The organism is Xanthomonas sp. AM6, from assembly GCF_025665335.1.
Taxonomy (GTDB): domain Bacteria; phylum Pseudomonadota; class Gammaproteobacteria; order Xanthomonadales; family Xanthomonadaceae; genus Xanthomonas_A.
The window spans coordinates 3,269,611-3,289,124 of the sequence record NZ_CP106869.1 but is presented as its reverse complement, the minus strand read 5'-3'; the positions used below and the strand labels follow the sequence as shown (position 1 = coordinate 3,289,124).

General features: G+C 70.3%; 19 protein-coding genes. 17 read left to right on the top strand and 2 right to left on the bottom strand.

Annotation, left to right across the window (positions count from 1 at the left end):
- Positions 1-46 precede the first annotated feature (46 nt).
- Positions 47-1,051, top strand: coding sequence for a cation diffusion facilitator family transporter (locus OCJ37_RS13835; protein ID WP_263110143.1), 1,005 nt, complete (start codon positions 47-49; stop codon positions 1,049-1,051).
- 173 nt (positions 1,052-1,224) lie between these two features.
- Here the strand turns inward: OCJ37_RS13835 and OCJ37_RS13830 are convergent, their stop codons facing one another.
- Positions 1,225-3,288: a 3-hydroxyacyl-CoA dehydrogenase NAD-binding domain-containing protein gene (locus OCJ37_RS13830; protein ID WP_263110142.1), complete on the bottom strand. Its 2,064-nt coding sequence runs from the start codon at positions 3,286-3,288 to the stop codon at positions 1,225-1,227.
- Positions 3,289-3,525: 237 nt separating this feature from the next.
- Here OCJ37_RS13830 and rpoE point away from each other — a divergent pair, with 237 nt between their 5' ends.
- The 9 genes from rpoE to recO all read left to right on the top strand — a co-directional run bounded on the left by rpoE (position 3,526) and on the right by recO (position 12,778).
- The gene (gene rpoE / locus OCJ37_RS13825; protein WP_263110140.1) at positions 3,526-4,146 is read left to right on the top strand and encodes an RNA polymerase sigma factor RpoE; all 621 of its coding nucleotides are present in this window, start codon (positions 3,526-3,528) and stop codon (positions 4,144-4,146) included.
- A complete protein-coding gene (locus OCJ37_RS13820) occupies positions 4,143-5,111 on the top strand; it encodes a sigma-E factor negative regulatory protein (protein ID WP_263110138.1) in 969 nt (322 codons plus the stop codon). The genes rpoE and OCJ37_RS13820 overlap by 4 nt, the downstream gene beginning before the upstream one ends.
- Positions 5,112-5,211: 100 nt before the next feature.
- Positions 5,212-6,768 (top strand): DegQ family serine endoprotease, encoded by a 1,557-nt coding sequence (locus tag OCJ37_RS13815; protein WP_263110136.1) that lies wholly within the window; start codon positions 5,212-5,214, stop codon positions 6,766-6,768.
- 213 nt (positions 6,769-6,981) lie between these two features.
- Positions 6,982-8,772 (top strand): translation elongation factor 4, encoded by a 1,791-nt coding sequence (gene lepA, locus OCJ37_RS13810; RefSeq protein WP_263113694.1) that lies wholly within the window; start codon positions 6,982-6,984, stop codon positions 8,770-8,772.
- Between the two features lie 112 nt (positions 8,773-8,884).
- The gene (lepB, locus tag OCJ37_RS13805; protein ID WP_263110135.1) at positions 8,885-9,685 is read left to right on the top strand and encodes a signal peptidase I; all 801 of its coding nucleotides are present in this window, start codon (positions 8,885-8,887) and stop codon (positions 9,683-9,685) included.
- Between the two features lie 23 nt (positions 9,686-9,708).
- The gene (locus OCJ37_RS13800) at positions 9,709-10,086 is read left to right on the top strand and encodes a DUF4845 domain-containing protein (protein ID WP_263110133.1); all 378 of its coding nucleotides are present in this window, start codon (positions 9,709-9,711) and stop codon (positions 10,084-10,086) included.
- The gene (rnc, locus tag OCJ37_RS13795) at positions 10,076-10,756 is read left to right on the top strand and encodes a ribonuclease III (RefSeq protein WP_263110131.1); all 681 of its coding nucleotides are present in this window, start codon (positions 10,076-10,078) and stop codon (positions 10,754-10,756) included. Before OCJ37_RS13800 ends, rnc begins: the two co-directional genes overlap by 11 nt.
- Positions 10,753-11,655, top strand: a complete 903-nt coding sequence (gene era, locus OCJ37_RS13790) for a GTPase Era (protein ID WP_263110129.1) — start codon at positions 10,753-10,755, stop codon at positions 11,653-11,655. Before rnc ends, era begins: the two co-directional genes overlap by 4 nt.
- A gap of 322 nt (positions 11,656-11,977) precedes the next feature.
- Positions 11,978-12,778, top strand: a complete 801-nt coding sequence (recO, locus tag OCJ37_RS13785; RefSeq protein WP_263110127.1) for a DNA repair protein RecO — start codon at positions 11,978-11,980, stop codon at positions 12,776-12,778.
- A 182-nt stretch (positions 12,779-12,960) separates the two neighbouring features.
- Here the strand turns inward: recO and OCJ37_RS13780 are convergent, their stop codons facing one another.
- Positions 12,961-13,671, bottom strand: coding sequence for an Hpt domain-containing response regulator (locus tag OCJ37_RS13780; RefSeq protein ID WP_263110125.1), 711 nt, complete (start codon positions 13,669-13,671; stop codon positions 12,961-12,963).
- A gap of 278 nt (positions 13,672-13,949) precedes the next feature.
- Here OCJ37_RS13780 and rlmD point away from each other — a divergent pair, with 278 nt between their 5' ends.
- The 7 genes from rlmD to OCJ37_RS13745 all read left to right on the top strand — a co-directional run bounded on the left by rlmD (position 13,950) and on the right by OCJ37_RS13745 (position 19,494).
- Positions 13,950-15,302 carry a 23S rRNA (uracil(1939)-C(5))-methyltransferase RlmD gene (gene rlmD / locus OCJ37_RS13775; protein WP_263110124.1) on the top strand — a complete coding sequence of 451 codons (1,353 nt, stop codon included), beginning with the start codon at positions 13,950-13,952 and terminating at the stop codon, positions 15,300-15,302.
- A gap of 71 nt (positions 15,303-15,373) precedes the next feature.
- Positions 15,374-15,874 carry a CYTH domain-containing protein gene (locus OCJ37_RS13770; RefSeq protein WP_263110122.1) on the top strand — a complete coding sequence of 167 codons (501 nt, stop codon included), beginning with the start codon at positions 15,374-15,376 and terminating at the stop codon, positions 15,872-15,874.
- A 90-nt stretch (positions 15,875-15,964) separates the two neighbouring features.
- Positions 15,965-16,642: a DsbA family oxidoreductase gene (locus OCJ37_RS13765; RefSeq protein WP_263110121.1), complete on the top strand. Its 678-nt coding sequence runs from the start codon at positions 15,965-15,967 to the stop codon at positions 16,640-16,642.
- Positions 16,643-16,811: 169 nt separating this feature from the next.
- The gene (gene nagZ, locus OCJ37_RS13760; RefSeq protein ID WP_263110119.1) at positions 16,812-17,819 is read left to right on the top strand and encodes a beta-N-acetylhexosaminidase; all 1,008 of its coding nucleotides are present in this window, start codon (positions 16,812-16,814) and stop codon (positions 17,817-17,819) included.
- Positions 17,819-18,373 carry a hypoxanthine-guanine phosphoribosyltransferase gene (locus OCJ37_RS13755; protein ID WP_263110117.1) on the top strand — a complete coding sequence of 185 codons (555 nt, stop codon included), beginning with the start codon at positions 17,819-17,821 and terminating at the stop codon, positions 18,371-18,373. Before nagZ ends, OCJ37_RS13755 begins: the two co-directional genes overlap by 1 nt.
- A gap of 72 nt (positions 18,374-18,445) precedes the next feature.
- Complete coding sequence (locus OCJ37_RS13750; protein ID WP_263113693.1) at positions 18,446-19,198, top strand: S-methyl-5'-thioinosine phosphorylase; 753 nt, start codon at positions 18,446-18,448, stop codon at positions 19,196-19,198.
- 89 nt (positions 19,199-19,287) lie between these two features.
- Entirely contained in the window at positions 19,288-19,494 is a 207-nt protein-coding gene (locus tag OCJ37_RS13745; RefSeq protein ID WP_003488188.1) for a transcription antiterminator/RNA stability regulator CspE, read from the top strand.
- Positions 19,495-19,514: the final 20 nt, after the last annotated feature.

Below are 19,514 nucleotides of genomic sequence, written 5' to 3'. Positions count from 1 at the left end.
GTTCTAAGGTGGCGGGACCTCTTACGCATGCCCCGCCAGGCCCTCCATGGGACACGACCACAGCCACGCCCCGACCGAAATCCGCCACGAGAAGCCGTTGTGGTGGGCGCTGGGGCTGACCGCCACGTTCCTGCTGGTGGAGATCGCCGGCGCGTTCCTGACCAACAGCCTGGCGCTGCTGTCCGACGCTGCGCACATGGCCACCGACACCCTGGCGCTGATGATCGCGCTGATCGCGGTGCGGCTGAGCCGGCGCCCGCCCGATGCCAAGCGCACCTACGGCTACGCGCGGCTGGAAGCGCTGGGCGCGCTGTTCAACGGCGGCATGCTGTTCGTGGTCGCCGCCTACATCCTGTGGGAGGCGGTGCAGCGTTTCCGCCAGCCGCAGGAAGTGGCCACGGTCGGCATGCTCGGCATCGCCGCGTTCGGCCTGCTGATCAACCTGGCCTCGATGCGCCTGCTCAAGGCCGGCAGCGGCGAGAGCCTGAACATGAAGGGCGCCTACCTGGAAGTGTGGAGCGACATGCTCGGCTCGGTGGCGGTGATCGCCGGCGCGCTGGCGATCCGCCTCACCGGCTGGAAGGTGATCGACCCGATCCTGGCGGTGCTGATCGGCCTGTGGGTGCTGCCGCGCACCTGGGTGCTGCTGCGCGAGGCGGTCAACGTGCTGCTCGAAGGCGTGCCCAAGGGCGTGGACATGGCCGCGGTGCGCGGCTACCTGCGCGGCGTCCCCGGCGTGGAGGACGTGCACGACCTGCACGTGTGGGCGCTGGCCTCGAGCACGCCGGCGATGACCGCGCACGTGGTGGTCGCCGACGGCATCGATGCAGATGCGTTGCGCGCGACGCTGTGCGACGGCCTGCACGCACGCTTCGACATCGACCACGTCACCCTGCAGATGGAAGCCGGGCATTGCGGCGCGCAACCGTGCGGCACGCCGGCGCGCGCGGGGGCGCACGCCGATCATGCGCAGCACGATCACGACCATCCCGACGGCCATGGGCATCGGCACCGCCATGCGCATGGCGCGCACGGGCATTCGCATCCATAAGCCAAAGCGTGTGGCGCGCGTCCCGTATCGGGGCTGCAGACGCGGCTCTTGCAGGAGTGGCTTCAGCCGCGACGCCGGAGCCGATCGGATTCCGGCGTCGGAAAACCGCTGTCGCGGCTGAAGCCGCTCCTACAGGTGCGCACAGGACGAATGTGCGGGCGACCCGACCGGCTTCAGGCCGCCGGTTCGCGCAGCGCCGGCGATTCCCAGCCCGGGCGCGGCGCGAAGCGCTCGCCGTAGCGCGCCTGCAGTGCGCGCAGCCGCTCCAGCAGCGCATCGGCGCCGGCCGTGCGGATGTACTGGATCGGACCGCCGCGGAACGGGGCGAAGCCGGTGCCGAAGATCACCCCGGCATCGAGCAGGTCGGCATCGGCGACCACGCCCTCGTGCAGGCAGGCCACCGCCTCGTTGAGCAGCGGCAGGATCAGACGGTCTTCCAGATCGGCCGGCGCCTGGTAGTCCTTGGCCACTTCCGGCTTCTTCGCGCGTCCGTTCTCCCACGCGTACAGGCCCTGGCCGTCCTTCTTGCCGCGCTTGCCCGGTTCCACGGTCTGCAGCGCCGCGGGAATCGGCAGGCCCAGGAACGGCGCCAGTTCCGCGCCGACCCCGGCGGCCACGTCCAGGCCCACCGTGTCGATCAATTCGATCGGCCCCATCGGCATGCCGAACTTCACCGCGGCCTTGTCGAGTACCGGGCCGGGAATGCCCTCGGCATAGGCGGTGGCCGCTTCCAGCAGGTACGGGAACAGCACGCGGTTGACCAGGAAGCCCGGCGTGCCGGCGACCGGCACCGGCAGCTTGTCGATCGCCTTGCAGAACGCCGCCAGCCGCTTCTGGTTGTCCAGCGCCAGGCCGTCGTGGCAGACGATCTCCACCAGCGGCATCTGCGCCACCGGATTGAAGTAGTGCAGGCCGGCGAACTGCGCCGGGCGCTGGATGTGCTCGCGCAGCTCGGTCAGCGGGATCGAGGAGGTGTTGGTGCTGAGCAGCGCATCGGGCTGCATCCGCGGCTCCAGCGATTCGTACAGTTCGCGCTTGGCCTGCGGGTTCTCGATGATCGCCTCGATCACCAGGTCCGCCAGCGGCACGCCGTCGCCAGCCAGGTCGCCCTTCAGCCGCGCCGCCACCGCCGGGCGCTTGCCCTCGTCCTTGACCCGCTTGGCGAACAGTTCGCCGGCGCGGCCCAGCGCGCCGTCGATGAAGCGCTGCTCGCGGTCCTGCAGGGTCACCTCGAAGCCCTTGTAGGCCGACCAGGCGGCGATGTCGCCGCCCATCACCCCGGCGCCGACCACGTGCACGTGGCGGATGCCGTGGTCCTTCCCGCCCAGCGCCTTGAGCCGCTCGGTGAGGAAGAAGATGCGGATCAGGTTGCGCGCGGTCGGCGTGCTCGCCAGCTTGACCACCGCCTTGCGCTCGGCGTCCAGCCGCGCCTGGATGCCGCCGCCGCCGCTGCGCTCCCACACGCCGATCAGCGCGTACGGCGCCGGGTAGTGTTCCTTGCGCGCCCTGCGCGCCACCTGCTTGCGCATCTGCGGCGCCAGCAGCTTGCGCGCCGGCCAGGTGTTGGTGGCCCAGGCGGTGGCGCGCTGCTTGAACGGGCGCGCGCTGCCGGTCAGGGCCAGCGCCACCGCGGCATCGACCAGCACCGCCGGCGCGGCGACCTTGTCGACCAGCCCCATGGCCCGCGCCGCCGACGCCGACACGGTGCGCCCGGTCAGCATCAGGTCCATCGCCGCCGGCGCGCCGACCAGCCGCGGCAACCGCGCGCTGCCGCCCCAGCCGGGGAAGATGCCGAGCTTGGTCTCGGGCAGGCCGATGCGGGTGGAGCCGTCGCTGGAGGCGACCCGGTAGCGGCAGGCCAGCGCGATCTCGGTGCCGCCGCCCATGCAGAAGCCGTGGATCGCGGCCACGGTCGGGCAGGGCAGTTCGGCCAGCTTCTGGAAGGTGGCCTGGCCGCGGCGGATCGCGTCGTTGACGGTGCCGCGGCGGTCGAATTCCTGGAATTCCTTCAGGTCCGCGCCGGCGATGAAGCCGTTGGCCTTGGCCGAGCGGATCACCACGCCCTTGGGCGGGTCGATGGCGATGCGCTCGAGCAGGTCGCCCAGCTCCAGCAGCACGTCCTGCGACAGCGCGTTGACGGGCGCGTCCTGGCGGTCGAGGCTGAGCACGACGACGCCGTCGTCGCGGATGTCCGCTTGCCAGTGACTGAATCGGAGCCCATCGAAGCCTGAGAGCATGGGGAGGACCATCCGCTTGTGTATGGAGAAGATCGTTATCATCCAGAGGTTGTTTCCGTTGCGTCAAATCCCAATCCATGGGAGCGACGCGGGTCCGGCGACCGCTGGCGTGCCGCCAGCCTAACGGAATGCGGGTTAACGTCGTGGGGCGGCGGTCCGCTGAGGACGCTGAACTTTTTTCCGAATTGGCGGTCAGATGGTCCGACGTAGGTTGGGCTGACAGGAGTGCGGCCCGTTATGGCCGATGTCGAAACACCTCAGGAGCTGGACCTGGAACTGGTCCGGCGCGTGCAGCGCGGCGAGAGCGCGGCGTTCGATGTGCTGGTGCGCAAGTACCAGCACCGGATCGTCGGCCTGATCGGGCGCTACATCGCCGACTGGAGCGAATGTCAGGACGTGGCCCAGGACACCTTCATCCGCGCCTACCGCGCGATAGGGAATTTCCGCGGCGACGCCCAGTTCTCCACATGGTTGCACCGTATCGCCGTGAACACCGCCAAGAACTACCTGGTTGCGCACAACCGCAGGCCGCCCACCGACGACGTCGACGTGCTCGACGCCGAGCAGTTCGACAGCGGCACGCGCCTGCGCGACACCGACACGCCCGAGCGCGAACTGATGCGCCAGGAGCTGGAACAGACGGTGATGAAGGCGGTGAATGCGTTGCCGGAAGAATTGCGTACCGCCATCACCCTGCGCGAGGTGGACGGGATGAGCTACGAGGACATCGCGCAGAAGATGGGTTGCCCGATCGGCACGGTGCGCTCGCGCATCTTCCGTGCGCGCGAAGCCATCGACGCCGAACTCCGTCCCCTGCTGGATACCGACAGCGCCACTCGTGAGCGACACCGCGTATGACCGATAGCAAGCCCATTCCCCAGCCCGAGCCGGCTCCCGGCGCTCCGCTGCTGGACAAGTTCGAACTGCACCACCGGCAGCAGCTGTCCGCGCTGATCGACGGCGAACTGCCGGCCGACGAAGCGCGCTTCGTGCTGCGCCGGCTGCAGCACGACGAGGAACTGTCCGGTTGCCACGAACGCTGGCAGCTGTGCGGCGACATCCTGCGCGGCCGCGTGTGCATGCCGGCGCCGGCCGATTTCGCTGCGCGCGTGCGCCAGGCGGTGGCGGCCGAGGCGCAGCACGCCGACGCGGCGCGCGACGGCGCTGCGGCCGGCCACCGCCGCTCCTGGCGCTGGGGCGGCAGCGCGGCGCTGGCGGCCTCGGTCGCGGCCATCGCCTTGTTCGTGGCCCGCGAGCGCCTGCCCGAGGCGGCGCCGGCGGCGCCCGCCACGCAGGTCGCCAGCAGCACTTCTGCTCCTTCTGCTCCGAGTGCGCCTGCGGCACCAGCGGCTGTCGCGCAGGTGCCGACGCCAACACCGACACCGGCCGACCCGCAGGGCGACCTCGGCGCAGCGGTCGCCGCGGCGCCGGCAGTGGCCATCGCCGCGAACCGGCGCCAGGACGCCGCCGCCCGCCGCGGCGCGACCCGCACCCAGCAGGCCGCGCGCAGCAGCGCCGCGCGTGCCGCCGAACCGGCGCGCGCGATCGCCGCCGCCCTGCCGCCGCGGCCGACGCCCGCGTTGCCGCTCACTGCCACGGCGGCGGGGCCGGTGGTCGCGCAGCAGCGCGCCGGCGATCCGTTCGCGCACCAGGCGGCGCCGCTGCAGGCGCGGCCGTGGCCGCGCTCGGCGCTGGCGCCGGCCGCGTCCAGCGGCGAGTTCACCGCCAGTTTCCCGCGCCAGGGTGCAGCGGCGGCGTTCTACCCGTTCGAGCCGCGCTTGCCGGCCGATGCGGCGGCGTCGCCGTCGCCGCAGCAACCTTGAAGCCAGGCGCCGGCCGAAGCGCGTGCTTCGCTCCGGCGCGCGGCGCCCGCGGCCCCGCCGCGGTTTTCCTTCCCTTTCCCGAACCGGAGGCTCGCGTCCGATGACTCACCGTATCCGCCACCATCTGCTGGGCGTGTTGGCCCTGACCTTGCCGCTGGCCGCCTGCGCGCAGCAGCCGGAGTCGGCCGCGCCCGCCGCCGCGCCGCCGGCCGCGCGCGCGGCGCCCGCGCCGCAGCTGGTCGCCGGCCTGCCCGATTTCACCAACCTGGTCGAGCAGGTCGGGCCGGGCGTGGTCAACGTCGAGACCACGATCAGCCGCAAGGCCGCGGCCGCGCGCGGCGGCGGCATGCCCGACGACGAGCAGATCCCCGAGTTCTTCCGCCGCTTCTTCGGGCCGGATGGCATGCCCGGCCAACCGGGCATGCCCGGCAGGCCGGGCCAGGGGCCGGACGACGACGACGGCACTCCCGGCGGCCGCTCGATGGGCTCGGGCTTCATCATCTCGGCCGACGGCTACGTGCTGACCAACCACCACGTGGTCGACGGCGCCAGCGAGGTCAAGGTCAAGCTGACCGACCGCCGCGAGTTCACCGCCAAGGTGGTCGGCAGCGACCAGCAGTACGACGTGGCCCTGCTGAAGATCGACGGCAGGAACCTGCCGACCGTGCGCGTGGGCGATTCCAACACGCTCAAGCCCGGGCAGTGGGTGGTGGCGATCGGCTCGCCGTTCGGCCTGGACCACTCGGTCACCGCCGGCATCGTCAGCGCCACCGGGCGCAGCAACCCGTACGCCGACCAGCGCTACGTGCCGTTCATCCAGACCGACGTGGCGATCAACCAGGGCAATTCCGGCGGCCCGCTGCTCAACACCCGCGGCGAGGTGGTCGGCATCAACTCGCAGATCTTCTCCGCGTCCGGCGGCTACATGGGCATCAGCTTCGCGATCCCGATCGACCTGGCGATGAGCGCGGTCGAGCAGATCAAGAAGACCGGCAAGGTCAGCCGCGGCATGCTCGGGGTGACCATGCAGCCGAACATCAGCGACGTGGAGGCCAAGGGCCTGGGCCTGGCCGACACCCGCGGCGCGCTGGTCAACGGCGTGCAGCCGGGCAGCGGCGCGGCCAGGGCAGGGATCGAGCCGGGCGACTTCATCGTTGCCTTCAACGGGCAGAAGATCAACACGCGCGAGGACCTGCCGCCGCTGGTGGGCATGCTGCCGCCGGGCAGCAAGGCGCGCGTCACCGTGATCCGCGACGGCAAGCCGCGCGACATCAGCGTGACCCTGAGCGAGCTCAGCGACGACGGCGTGGCCATGGGCCAGCAGCTGCCGGGCCGCGGCGGCGCCGCTCCCGCGCCGCAGGCCGCCGAGAGCAGCGCGCTGGGCATCAGCGTGGAGGAGATCCCGGCGCCGGTGCGGCAGAAGCTCGGGCTGCGCGCCGACGAGGGCGTGCAGGTGGCGCAGGTGAGCCGCGCGGTGGCGAGCAAATCGCAGCTGCGCCCGGGCATGATCGTGCTGCAGGTCGGGCGCACCCCGGTGTCCAGCGCGGCGCAGTTCCAGAAACTGACCGCCGGGGCGAAGAAGGGCGACGTGGTGATGCTGCTGGTGCGCGCGCCGGGCAGCCCGGCCAGCCAGTTCGTCGCGATCAGCGTCGACTGAGCGGCCCAGCCAGTCGCGCACACACGACGGTCAGCGAACCCGGTTCGCTGGCCGTCTTTGATTTCATTGGGTTTTCCTGCCCGGCGGCGCGGCCATGCCGGCGCGTCGGAGCGCCAGCCCGGGCCGGGCGTCCGCTCCGCCCCGGGCATGCGATAATGGCCCGTTATCCTGACGACGGTCCTGGCCGCCGCCCACCTCATGTCCTCTGATTCGATGCGGAACATCCGCAATTTCTCCATCATCGCCCACGTCGACCACGGCAAATCGACCCTGGCCGATCGCATCATCCAGCTCTGTGGCGGCCTGCAGGCGCGCGAGATGGAAGCGCAGGTGCTCGACTCCAACCCGATCGAGCGCGAGCGCGGCATCACCATCAAGGCCCAGTCGGTGTCCCTGCCGTACACGGCCAAGGACGGGCAGGTCTACCACCTGAACTTCATCGACACCCCCGGCCACGTCGACTTCAGCTACGAGGTCAGCCGCTCGCTGGCCGCCTGCGAGGGCGCGCTGCTGGTGGTCGACGCCGCGCAGGGCGTGGAAGCGCAGTCGGTGGCCAACTGCTACACCGCGGTGGAGCAGGGCCTGGAAGTGGTGCCGGTGCTCAACAAGATCGACCTGCCCACCGCCGACATCGCCCGCGCCAAGGCCGAGATCGAGGCGGTGATCGGCATCGACGCCGAGGACGCGGTGGCGGTCAGCGCCAAGACCGGGCTCAACGTGGACCTGGTGCTGGAGGCGATCGTGCATCGCATCCCGCCGCCCAAGCCGCGCGACACCGACAAGCTGCAGGCGCTGATCATCGACTCGTGGTTCGACAACTACCTGGGCGTGGTCTCGCTGGTACGGGTGATGCAGGGCGAGATCAAGCCGGGCAGCAAGATCCTGGTGATGTCCACCGGCCGCACCCACCTGGTCGACAAGGTCGGCGTGTTCACCCCCAAGCGCAAGGAACTGCCCGCGCTGGGCGCCGGCGAAGTGGGCTGGATCAACGCCTCGATCAAGGACGTGCACGGCGCGCCGGTCGGCGACACCCTGACCCTGGCCGCCGACCCGGCGCCGCACGCGCTGCCCGGCTTCCAGGAAATGCAGCCGCGCGTGTTCGCCGGCCTGTTCCCGGTCGACGCCGAGGACTACCCGGACCTGCGCGAGGCGCTGGACAAGCTGCGCCTCAACGACGCGGCGCTGCGCTTCGAGCCGGAGAGTTCCGAGGCGATGGGCTTCGGCTTCCGCTGCGGCTTCCTCGGCATGCTGCACATGGAGATCGTGCAGGAGCGGCTGGAGCGCGAGTACAACCTCAACCTGATCTCGACCGCGCCGACCGTGGTCTACGAGGTGCTCAAGACCGACGGCAGCGTGATCCCGATGGACAACCCGTCCAAGCTGCCGCCGCTGAACAACGTGGAGGAGATCCGCGAGCCGATCATCCGCGCCAACATCCTCACCCCGCCGGACTACGTCGGCAACATCATCACCCTGTGCGAGGAAAAACGCGGCAGCCAGATCGGCATCAACTACCTGGGCAGCCAGGTGCAGATCAGCTACGAGCTGCCGATGGCCGAGGTGGTGCTGGACTTCTTCGACAAGCTCAAGTCGGTGTCGCGCGGCTACGCCTCGCTGGACTACCACTTCCTGCGCTTCGAGGCCGGCCCGTTCGTGCGCGTGGACACGCTGATCAACGGCGACAAGGTCGATGCGCTGTCGATCATCGTGCACCGCAGCCATGCCGACCGGCGCGGCCGCGAGCTGTGCGAGAAGATGAAGGACCTGATCCCGCGGCAGATGTTCGACGTGGCGATCCAGGCCGCGGTCGGCTCGCAGATCATCTCGCGCAGCACGGTCAAGGCGATGCGCAAGAACGTGCTGGCCAAATGTTATGGTGGCGACGTGTCGCGCAAGAAGAAGCTTCTGGAAAAGCAGAAGGAAGGCAAGAAGCGCATGAAGCAGGTCGGCCGCGTGGAGATCCCGCAGGAAGCCTTCCTGGCTGTGCTGCAGATGGACAAGTAGCCGGGATTGGGGATTCGGGTTTGGGGATTGGCAAGCGCGCAAGCCTGTCCGACGTCCCGCTCTGTCGAATCCCTTCATCCCCAATCCCGAATCCCGTTCCGAAGGAACACGAATGAAATGGTTTGAAATCGCGCTGGTGGTCCTGACCTTCGCCACCGGCATCATCTGGTTGCTGGACAAGCTGTTCTTCGCCAAGCGCCGCGCCGCGCGCGCCGGCTTGCTGGACACCGAGCCGGTGCTGGTCGATTACTCGCGGGCGTTCTTCCCGGTGCTGGCGGTGGTGCTGATCCTGCGCAGCTTCATCGCCGAGCCGTACAAGATCCCGTCCAGCTCGATGATGCCCAACCTGCTGGTCGGCGATTTCATCCTGGTCAACAAGTTCGCCTACGGCTTCCGCCTGCCGATCACCAACCAGAAGGTGATCCCGACCGGCGAGCCCAAGCGCGGCGACGTGGTGGTGTTCAAGCCGCCGCACAAGCCGGACGAGAACTGGATCAAGCGCGTCATCGGCCTGCCCGGCGACCGCATCGGCTTCCACGGCGATACCCTGTACATCAACGGCACGCCGATGAAGTACCAGGTCCGCGGCGAGTACGTGGGCAAGGGCAAGGGCGCGGAGATGACCGGCGCCACCCTGCTCACCGAATACCTGCCGGGCCGCACCCACACCGAACTGGAGTGGGTGGACCGCAACAATCCGGCCGGCCAGGGCGATTGGGTGGTGCCGGCGGGGCAGTATTTCGTGATGGGCGATAATCGCGACAATAGCGAGGACAGCCGCTTCTGGACCCAGACCCACTTCCTGCCCGAGGAGAACCTGCGCGGCAAGGCGTTCCTGGTCTGGCTCAATTGCGAAGGGTGGTTCTGCAGCGGCAGTTTCGATCCCTCGCGGATCGGGACCGGCATCCAGTGATTTCTGGCGTGAGGGGAAACGCGATGAAGCACAAGCAAAGTGGCATGACGTTGACGTCGTTCGTGATCGTGCTGGCGGTGGTCGGATTCTTCGCCTACATCGGCATGAAGCTGTTCCCGATGTACATGGAATACTACGCGGTGCGCTCGGCGATGAAGGGCCTGGCCGCCGAGCCGGGCAGCGCCGACATGGATCCGGCGCAGGCGAAGATGCTGCTGTTCCGCCGCCTGGACATCAACAACTCCGACAACGTGACGCCGGACGACGTCAAGTTCGAACGCATGGATTCGGGCTGGAAGATGCACGTGGCCTATGAGGTGCGCAAGCCGCTGGTCGCCAACCTGGACGTGGTCGGCAAGTTCGACATCACCCAGGACCTGACGACGCGCGGTGGCGAGTAAAACGATCCTGCGCGGCGACCGCATCGGTCACCGCTTCGCCGACCCGCAGCTGCTGGCGCAGGCGCTGACCCATCGCAGCGCCGGCGCGCCGCACAACGAGCGGCTGGAATTCCTCGGCGACAGCATCGTCAACCAGCTGATCGCCGAGGCGCTGTACCGGCGCTGGCCCAAGGCCGACGAGGGCGCGCTGACCCGCGCCCGCGCCGAGCTGGTGCGCGAGGCCTCGCTGGCCAGCATCGGCCGCCAGCTGGAGCTGGGCGAACGGCTGACCCTGGGGCCGGGCGAGATGAAGTCCGGCGGGCATCGCCGCGATTCGATCCTGGCCGACGCGGTCGAGGCGGTGGTCGCGGCGATCTACCTGGACGCCGGGTTCGAGGCCTGCCGTGCGGTGATCCTGCCCTGGTTCGAGACGGCGCTGGCCGCACTGCCGGTGGGCAAGGCCGAGAAGGACGCCAAGACCCGCCTGCAGGAATGGCTGCAGGCGCGCCAGCGGTCCCTGCCGGCCTACGAACTGATCAGCGAAACCGGCGACGACCACGCCAAGCTATTCCGGGTACGCTGCGTACTCGCCGAGCCTGCCCTCGTCACCGAGGGCGAGGGCACCTCGCGACGGCTGGCCGAACAACAGGCCGCCGCCGCCGCCATCGAGCAACTGGATTCGAGCAAGTGAACGAGCAAGCGCCCCCCTACCGCAGCGGCAGCGTGGCCGTGATCGGCCGCCCCAACGTGGGCAAGTCCACCCTGACCAACGCCCTGGTGGGCGCCAAGGTCAGCATCGTCTCCAACCGGCCGCAGACCACCCGGCACCGGCTGCTGGGCATCGCCAGCTTCCCGGAAGGGCAACTGGTGCTGGTCGACACCCCCGGCCTGCACCGCGAGCAGAAGCGCGCGATGAACCGGGTCATGAACCGCGCCGCGCGCGGCTCGCTGGAGGGCGTGGACGCCGGCCTGCTGGTGATCGAGGCCGGGCGCTGGGACGAGGAGGACACGCTGGCGTTCAACGTGCTCAGCGATTCGGGCATCCCGGTGGTGCTGGTGGTGAACAAGGTCGACCGGCTCAAGGACAAGACCGCGCTGCTGCCGTTCCTGCAGCAGGTCAGCGAGGGCCGCAGCTTCGCCGCGGTGCATCCGATCTCCGCGCTCAAGCGCAAGGGCCTGGAGGCGCTGGTGCGCGACCTGCTGGCGCTGGTGCCGGAAGCCCCGGCGATGTTCGGCGAGGACGAGATCACCGACCGCAGCCAGCGCTTCCTGGCCGGCGAACTGGTGCGCGAGCAGCTGATGCGCCAGCTCGGCGAGGAACTGCCGTACGCGACCACGGTGGAGATCGAGCGCTTCGCCGAGGACGGCGCGCTGCTGCGCATCGGCGCGGTGATCTGGGTCGAGCGCGAAGGCCAGAAGGCGATCGTGATCGGCAAGGGCGGCACCCGCCTGAAGGACATCGGCGCCAAGGCCCGGCAGCAGATGGAGCGCCTGTTCGGCGCCAAGGTGTTCCTGGAGACCTGGGTCCGCGTGCGCGAGGGCTGGTCGGACGACGAGGCGGCGCTGAAGGCGTTCGGCTACGGAGAGTAGCCGGGATTCGGGATTCGGGATTCGGGATTTTCGCGGGTGTGTTGCCTTCGTGGGAGGGGCTTCAGCCCCGACGCGTTGCCGCTGAGGGGTCGGGGCTGAAGCCCCTCCCACAAAAGCGGCATGCCAAGTCGTTCGGGGCGACCGCTCTTCCTGAAATGAGCGGTACTTTTTTGCGCCAAATCGCTTGACGGCGGTTTGCCCTGGCACATCATCCTGCCGTCCCGAGTCCCGAGTCCCGAGTCCCGAGTCCCGAGTCCCGAGTCCCGAGTCCCGAGTCCCGAGTCCCGAGTCCCGAGTCCCGAGTCCCGAGTCCGACGCGTCCATGCTCATCGAACACGAACCCGCCTTCGTCCTGCACGCGCGCCCCTGGCGCGAGACCAGCCTGCTGGTCGAGGTGCTGAGCGCGCAGTACGGCCGCCTGGGCGTGCTGGCGCGGGGCGTGCAGGGGCCGAAGAAGCAGCCGTTGCGCGCCGCGCTGCAGCCGCTGCAGTCGATCCGCTTCAGCGCGCAGCGCCGCGGCGAGCTGGCCCAGCTGCGTGCGGCCGAGGCGGTGGACACGGCGCCGCGCCTGAGCGGCGACGGCATGCTCGCCGGGTTCTACATCAACGAACTGACCCTGCGCCTGGCGCCGCGCGACGACCCGGCGCCGGACCTGTACTTGGCCTACGCGCGGGTGCGCGCGCGGCTGGGCGCGGAGGCGCCGCTGGCGTGGACCCTGCGCTGCTTCGAGCGCGACCTGCTGGACGCGCTGGGCGTGGGCTTCGACCTGCGCCACGACGGCGACGGCGAGCCGATCGACCCGGCCGCGCGCTACGTGCTGGACGCCGAACACGGCCCGCGCCGCCTGCTCAGCGACCGCGGCCACGACCAGCGCAGCGGCATGGCCACCGGCCGCGCGCTGCTGGCGCTGGCCGCCGACGAGATGCCGGTGGCCGAAGACCTGCCGGGCCTGCGCCGCGGCATGCGCGTGGTGCTGCTGCACCACCTCGGCGGGCGCGGCCTGAAGTCCTGGGAGATGCTGCAGGACCTGACCCGCCAGCGCCGCGATGCGGAGGCCGTGGAGAGGCCGGAGGTGCCCGAATCGACGGAAGTCTCCGGCCCGCAGGCACCGAAGGCCGATTGAACCGCGCTTTGGCGGGACGGATGACGCTGGGAGGAGCTTCAGTCCCGGCCGCTTTCGAGGCGTGCCGGCTTACGGGCGGCGTGTGTCGCGGCTGAAGCCGCTCCTACAGGGGGGCGGGGCGTGCCGCGAATGCGCCGACGCCCGCTTTTGCGAATCCCCAATCCCAACTCCCCAATCCCGGCTCAATGCAGCAACGCCGCCACCGCCTCGCTGAACTGGTTGCGCGCCTGCGACGAGGCCGGATCGCCCTGCAGCTGGCGCACCGCGCGCGCCAGGCGTGCGGCGCCGACGAAGCCGCAGCTGGCCTGCAGCCGGTGCAGGTGGCTGCGCACGGCCTGCTCGTCGCTGAGCTGCAGCGCCGAGGCGACCGCGTCGCGGGTGCCGGGCAATTCGGCCAGGAACAGTTCGCGCAGCGCGATCAGGTGCGAGCGCTCGCCGTTGAGCGCGACCAGCGCGGTGGTCTCGTCCCAGTCCACCGCCGTCTCCGCCGCGCCCGGCGCGGGGCCGGCGCGGCCGCGCACCAGCAGGCGGCGCACGGCCTGCAGCAGGCGTTCGGGGCTCAGCGGTTTCAGCAGCACTTCGGCGAAGCCGGCGCCGAGCAGGCGCTCGCGGACCCAATCGCTGGCGTCGGCGGTATGCGCCAGCGCCGGGGTGCCGGGGCGCTGCCGCTGCAGCCGCTGCAGCAGTTCGGCGCCGTTGCCGTCGGGCAGGTTGGCGTCGATCAGCCACAGGTCGTGTTGCTGCGCCTGGGCGCTGGCCAGTGCGGCGGAAACGGTGTCGGCCAGATCGACCTGCGCGGGCAGGGATTCCAGCGTCACTTGGAAAAACGCGCGGCTGATCGGGTCGTCCTCGACCAGCAAAAGTCGCGTCACAGGGTCCTGGGTCGATGCCATCCTTATGCCTCCATGCGGCCTGGGCGCATCTTAGCGGCTGCGACGATGCGTCGCATCACTTTGCGCCGCCGTTGCCGCGTCCGCAAGCCGGTGCCCGGCGACGGTGGGGCCGGCGCGGCCATGGCGATGCGATCGGGTCGCATTTGCGGGTCAATTCGAACGCGCGCGCGGCGGGTGTCAGCGCACGCGCCCAGCGCGGCCCGGTGCGCCGGTCGCATCGGCAGCCCTGGGCGCATCTGCGACAATGGCCGCCCTTTTTGCCCGCAGCCTGCCGCCACGTGGCCCGATCCAGAAACCGCCTAGACCGCACCCCGTTCCAGACCGCCATCGCCGACCTCAGCCACGATGGCCGCGGCGTCGCCCGCCCCGAAGGCGAGGGCGGCAAGGTGGCCTTCGTCGCCGGCGCGCTGCCGGGCGAGACGGTGCTCGCCGAACCCACCGCGCGCAACCGCCACTTCGACGAGGCGCGCACCCTGCAGGTGCTGACCGCCTCGCCGCAGCGGGTGACGCCGCGCTGCCCGCACTTCGGGGTCTGCGCCGGCTGCGTGCTGCAGCACCTGGCCGAGGACCAGCAGATCCTGGCCAAGCAGCGGGTGCTGACCGAGAACCTGGAGCGGATCGGCCACGTGAGTGCGCAGACTGTGTTGCCGGCGCTGTCCGGGGAGCCCTGGGGCTACCGGCGCAAGGGCCGTTTCTCGGTGCGCCGGGTGGAGAAGAAGGACAAGACCCTGGTCGGCTTCCGCGAGCTCGACCCGCGTTTCGTCGCCGACCTGTCGGTGTGCCACACGGTGATCCCGCAGATCGGCTTCAAGGTGAGCGCGCTGGCCGAACTAGTCGAGAGCCTGGACGGCAAGCGCGACATCCCGCAGATCGAGTTCATCGCCGGCGACGCCGCGGTGGCGCTGACCTTCCGCCACATGCAGCCGCTCAGCGCGCACGACCAGGCGGCGCTGGTGGTCTTCGCCCAGGCCCACGACTTCGCCATCTTCCTGCAGCCCGGCGGCGTGGACACGGTGCATCCGCTGTACCCGCAGGAGGTGCCGCTGTCGTTCCGGTTGCCGCAATGGGACGTGGAGCTGGCGTTCCGGCCGCTGGACTTCATTCAGGTCAACGCCTCGCTCAATCAGAAGATGATCGCGCACGCATTGGCGCTGCTGGACGCGCAGCCCGGCGACCGCGTGCTCGACCTGTTCTGCGGGCTGGGCAACTTCACCCTGCCGCTGGCGCGCACGGTGCGCGAGGTGGTCGGCGTGGAAGGCGACGCTGGGCTGGTGGCGCGGGCGCGCGAGAACGCGCAGCGCAACGGCCTGGACAACGCGCAGTTCTTCGCCGCCGACCTGACCCAGGACCAGCGCCAGGCGCCGTGGATGCGCCAGGGCTTCGACAAGCTGCTGCTCGACCCGCCGCGCTCCGGCGCGATCGAGGTGCTGCGGCAGCTGCCGCTGGACAGCTTCCAGCGCATCGTCTACGTCAGCTGCCACCCCGGCTCGCTGGCCCGCGACGCCGGCTACCTGGTCAACGAACACGGCTTCGTGCTGAAGGCCGCCGGCGCGATGGACATGTTTCCGCATACGGCGCACGTGGAGAGCATCGCCGTGTTCGAGAAGCCGGGATTGGGGATCGGGGATTAGGGATTCGTAACAGCGAGGCCAGCGCGCTGGCTTATGCTTTTCCCATTCTCCTTTCCCGATTCCCCATTCCCATGCCGATAGAGATCGAACGCAAATTCCTGGTCACCGGCGACGGTTGGCGCGCGGCCGCGCATGCGGTGGTTCCGATGGCGCAGGGCTACATCAACGATCAGGCGGCGATGGACAGCGGCGCGCAGAAGGCGTCGGTGCGGGTGCGCATCCAGGGCGAGGAGGCGTTCCTCAACCTCAAGTCGCGCGCGCTGGGGCATACCCGGCAGGAGTTCGAGTACCCGCTGCCGCTGGACGATGCGCGGGCGCTGCTGGCGCTGTGCGTGGGCGGGCTGATCGACAAGCGCCGGCATCTGGTGCGGCACCAGGGCCATCTGTGGGAAGTGGACGAGTTCCTCGGCGACAACGCCGGGCTGGTGGTCGCCGAGATCGAACTGAAGCACGCCGACGAGCCGTTCGCCAAGCCCGACTGGATCGGCGCCGAAGTCACCGACGACGCGCGCTACTACAACCTGGCGCTGGCCTCGCATCCGTTCTCTCAGTGGCCGGAGAGCCGGGATTAGGGATTGGGGATTCGCAAAAAGCGGGTCAGGTGCGGCGATCGGGTTTATGCTTTTGCGAATCCCCAATCTCGAATCCCGAATCCCCGCCTCATGCGCATCGACATCTGGTCCGACGTGGTCTGCCCCTGGTGCTGGATCGGCAAGCGCCGGCTGCAGCAAGGCATCGCGGCGCTCGGCGCGGAGGCGCCGGCGCTGGAGATCCATTGGCATCCGTACCTGCTCGATCCCGATGCCGGGACCGAGCCGGTGCCGCTGCGCGAGGCGTATGCGGCCAAGTTCGGCGGCGCCGCGCGCACCGAGCAGATCCTGGCGCAGACCCAGGCCACCGCGCGCGCCGAGGGGCTGCCGTTCGATTTCGGCCGCGGCCAGGTGCGGGTGACCACGCTGCCGGCGCACCGGCTGCTGTGGCTGGCCGCGCGCGAGGGCGATGTCGACGCGGTGGCCGAGGCGCTGTTCCACGCGCATTTCGCCGAGGGGCGCAATCTTGCCGAGACCGGCACGCTGCTGGCGGCAGGCGCCGCCGGCGGGCTGTCCGCGGCGCGGGTGCAGGCGCTGCTGGACGGCGACGAGGGCCTGGCCGAGATCCAGGCGCAGCTGCAGCAGGCGCAGGCGATGGGCATCCGCGCGGTGCCGACCTACGTCATCGAAGGCCGCCACGCGATCCAGGGCGCGCAGCCGCCGGAAGCGTTCGCCGCGGCCTTGCGCGGCCTGCTGCCGCCGGCCTCCGGCGCCGCGCAGGACTGCGGGCCCGACGGCTGCGCGGTGTAGGCGGCCGCGCCACGGCAGCCTGCCCGGCTTCATCGCGTTGGACAGCCCCTGGCGCTCGTCGCGCCGCCAATGCCAGGCCGCTGCGCCGCGCTGGACCTGCCGCCGACGCCGGCATCTGCGACAATGCCGCCCAGGCGCGCTGAACAGCGCTGGCAGGAGAACCCCCCGCATGCTCGCGATCGGCGTCGCCGGTACCGAACTCACCGCGCAGGAACGCGACTGGCTGCAGCACGACGCGGTGGCCGGCGTGGTCCTGTTCAAGCGCAATTTCGCCTCGCGCGCGCAGGTCGCCGAGCTGTCGGCGGCGATCCGCGCCGCGGCGCCGCGGCCGCAGCTGATCTGCGTGGACCAGGAAGGCGGCCGCGTGCAGCGCTTCCGCGACGGCTACAGCGCGCTGCCGCCGCTGCACGGCTTTGGCGCGCTGTATGCGCGCGACCGCGAGGCGGCGCTGGCGCTGGCCGAGCAGCACGCCTGGCTGATGGCCAGCGAGGTGCGCGCCAGCGGCGTGGACCTGAGCTTCGCGCCGGTGGTGGACCTGGCGCGCGGCAACCGCGCGATCGGCGATCGCGCCTTCAGCGACGATCCGCAGGTGGTCGCCGCGTTCACCGCCGCCTACGTGCGCGGCATGCACAGCGTCGGCATGGCCGCCACGCTCAAGCACTTCCCCGGCCACGGCACGGTGCTGGAAGACACCCACGTCGACGACGCCGAGGATCCGCGCCCGCTGCAGACGCTGCGCCAGGAAGACCTGGTCCCGTTCGCCGCCGGCATCGCCGCCGGCGCCGATGCGGTGATGATGGCGCACGTGGTGTATCCGCAGGTGGCGCCGGAGCCGGCCGGCTATTCGCCGCGCTGGATCCAGCAGATCCTGCGCCAGGAACTGGGCTTCCGCGGCGTGGTGTTCTCCGACGACATCGGCATGGCCGCCTCGTTCGCCGCCGGCGGCGTCGCCGCGCGGGTGACCGCGCACCTGGACGCCGGCTGCGACGTGGTCCTGGTCTGCCATCCCGAACTGGTGGAGGAGTCGCTGCAGGCCGTGCGCGACCGCCCGCCCAACACCGCCGCGCTGCTCGGCCTGCTCGGCCGCGGCGCCCTCGGCTGGGACGGCCTGCTCGCCGACGCCCGCTACGGCCGCACCCAATCCCACATGCTCGCAACCTTCGGAAAAACCGCCTGATGTCCACTCTCACCATCGCCCAGGCCCTGGCCCAGGCCGACCTGCTGGTCGATCGTCCGCAACTCGACCAGGCCATCGCACGCATGGCCGACGCCATCGCCGCCGACTACCGCGGCGAGATCCCGGTCTACCTGACCATCATGCACGGCGCATTGCCGTTCGCCGGCCAGTTGGCGCTGGAACTGGGCGCGCGCGGCCAGGACCTGCAGCTGGACTACCTGCACGCCACCCGCTACCGCGGCGAGACCGTCGGCGGCGAGCTGGTGTGGAAGCACCGCCCCGCCACCGCGCTGTACGGGCGCCGCGTGCTGCTGCTCGACGACATCCTCGACGAGGGCCTGACCCTGCAGGCAGTGCGCCAGTGGTGCCTGGAGCAGGGCGCCACCGACGTGCGCATCGCCGCGCTGACGGTCAAGCGCCACGACCGCTGCGTGGCCGGGGTCAGCGCCGACTACACCGGCGTGGACGTGCCCGACCGCTACGTGTTCGGCTTCGGCATGGACGTCAACGAGGCCCTGCGCAACCTGCCGGCGATCTACGCGATGAAGGAGTAGGGCGCGCCGCAGGGCGTCGCCTTTCCCGCGCGCCGGCCGTCGTGGCGGCGCGTGCGCACTTTCTGATCGAGGATCCGCATGGACAACATCGCACTGGCCGTGATCGGCGGCACCGGCGTCTACAAGCTCGCGCAACTGGACGACGTGGAGACCCGCGAGGTCGACACGCGCTACGGCAGCCCGTCCGGCCCGGTGCGCATCGGCACGCTGCTCGGCCACCGGGTCGCGTTCCTGGCGCGCCACGGCGAAGGCCATTCGCTGCCGCCGCACAAGATCAATTACCGCGCAAACCTTGCGGCGTTGCAGCAAATCGGCGCCACCCGGGTGCTCGCGCTCAACACCGTCGGCGGCATCGGCGAGCGCTTCGGGCCGCGCGTGCTGGCCTGCCCGGACCAGCTGATCGACTACACCTGGGGCCGCATCTCCACGCTCAGCGAGGAGCCGGGCAGCGAGGTGCTGCACGTGGACTTCGGCCACCCGTATTCGCCGATGCTGCGCAGCAAGGTGCTGGCCGCCGCGCGCGTGACCGGCGCCGCGGTGGTCGACGGCGGTTGCTACGGCGCCACGCAAGGGCCGCGGCTGGAAACGATTGCGGAGATCGCGCGGCTGCGCCGCGACGGCTGCGATCTGGTCGGCATGACCGGCATGCCCGAGGCCGGGCTGGCGCGCGAACTGGGCCTGGAATACGTGTGCCTGGCGATCGTGGCGAACTGGGCCGCCGGCTGCGGCGACGCCCAGGAGATCACCCTGGCCGAGGTGCTGGCCAACGTGGAGGCGGCCTCGGCGGGCCTGCCGGAGCTGATCGGCGAACTGGCGCGCGGGTGATTGTCTTCGCTGCGCAAGCTTTGCATACTCCGCCGGTGCGGGATGCCGCACAACCACCACCCATTCATTGCAAAAGGTCTCGCATCACCATGCCGAACGGTACCGTCAAGTGGTTCAACGACGCCAAGGGATTTGGCTTTATTTCACCGGAAGACGGCAGCGCCGATGTATTCGCGCACTTCTCCGCGATCAATTCCAAGGGCTTCCGCAGCCTGCAGGAAGGACAGCGTGTCAGCTACGACGTGACCCAGGGTCCGAAGGGCGCGCAGGCCTCCAATATTACGCCTGTCGAGTAAACCGCTTGCTCGGCTGAGCT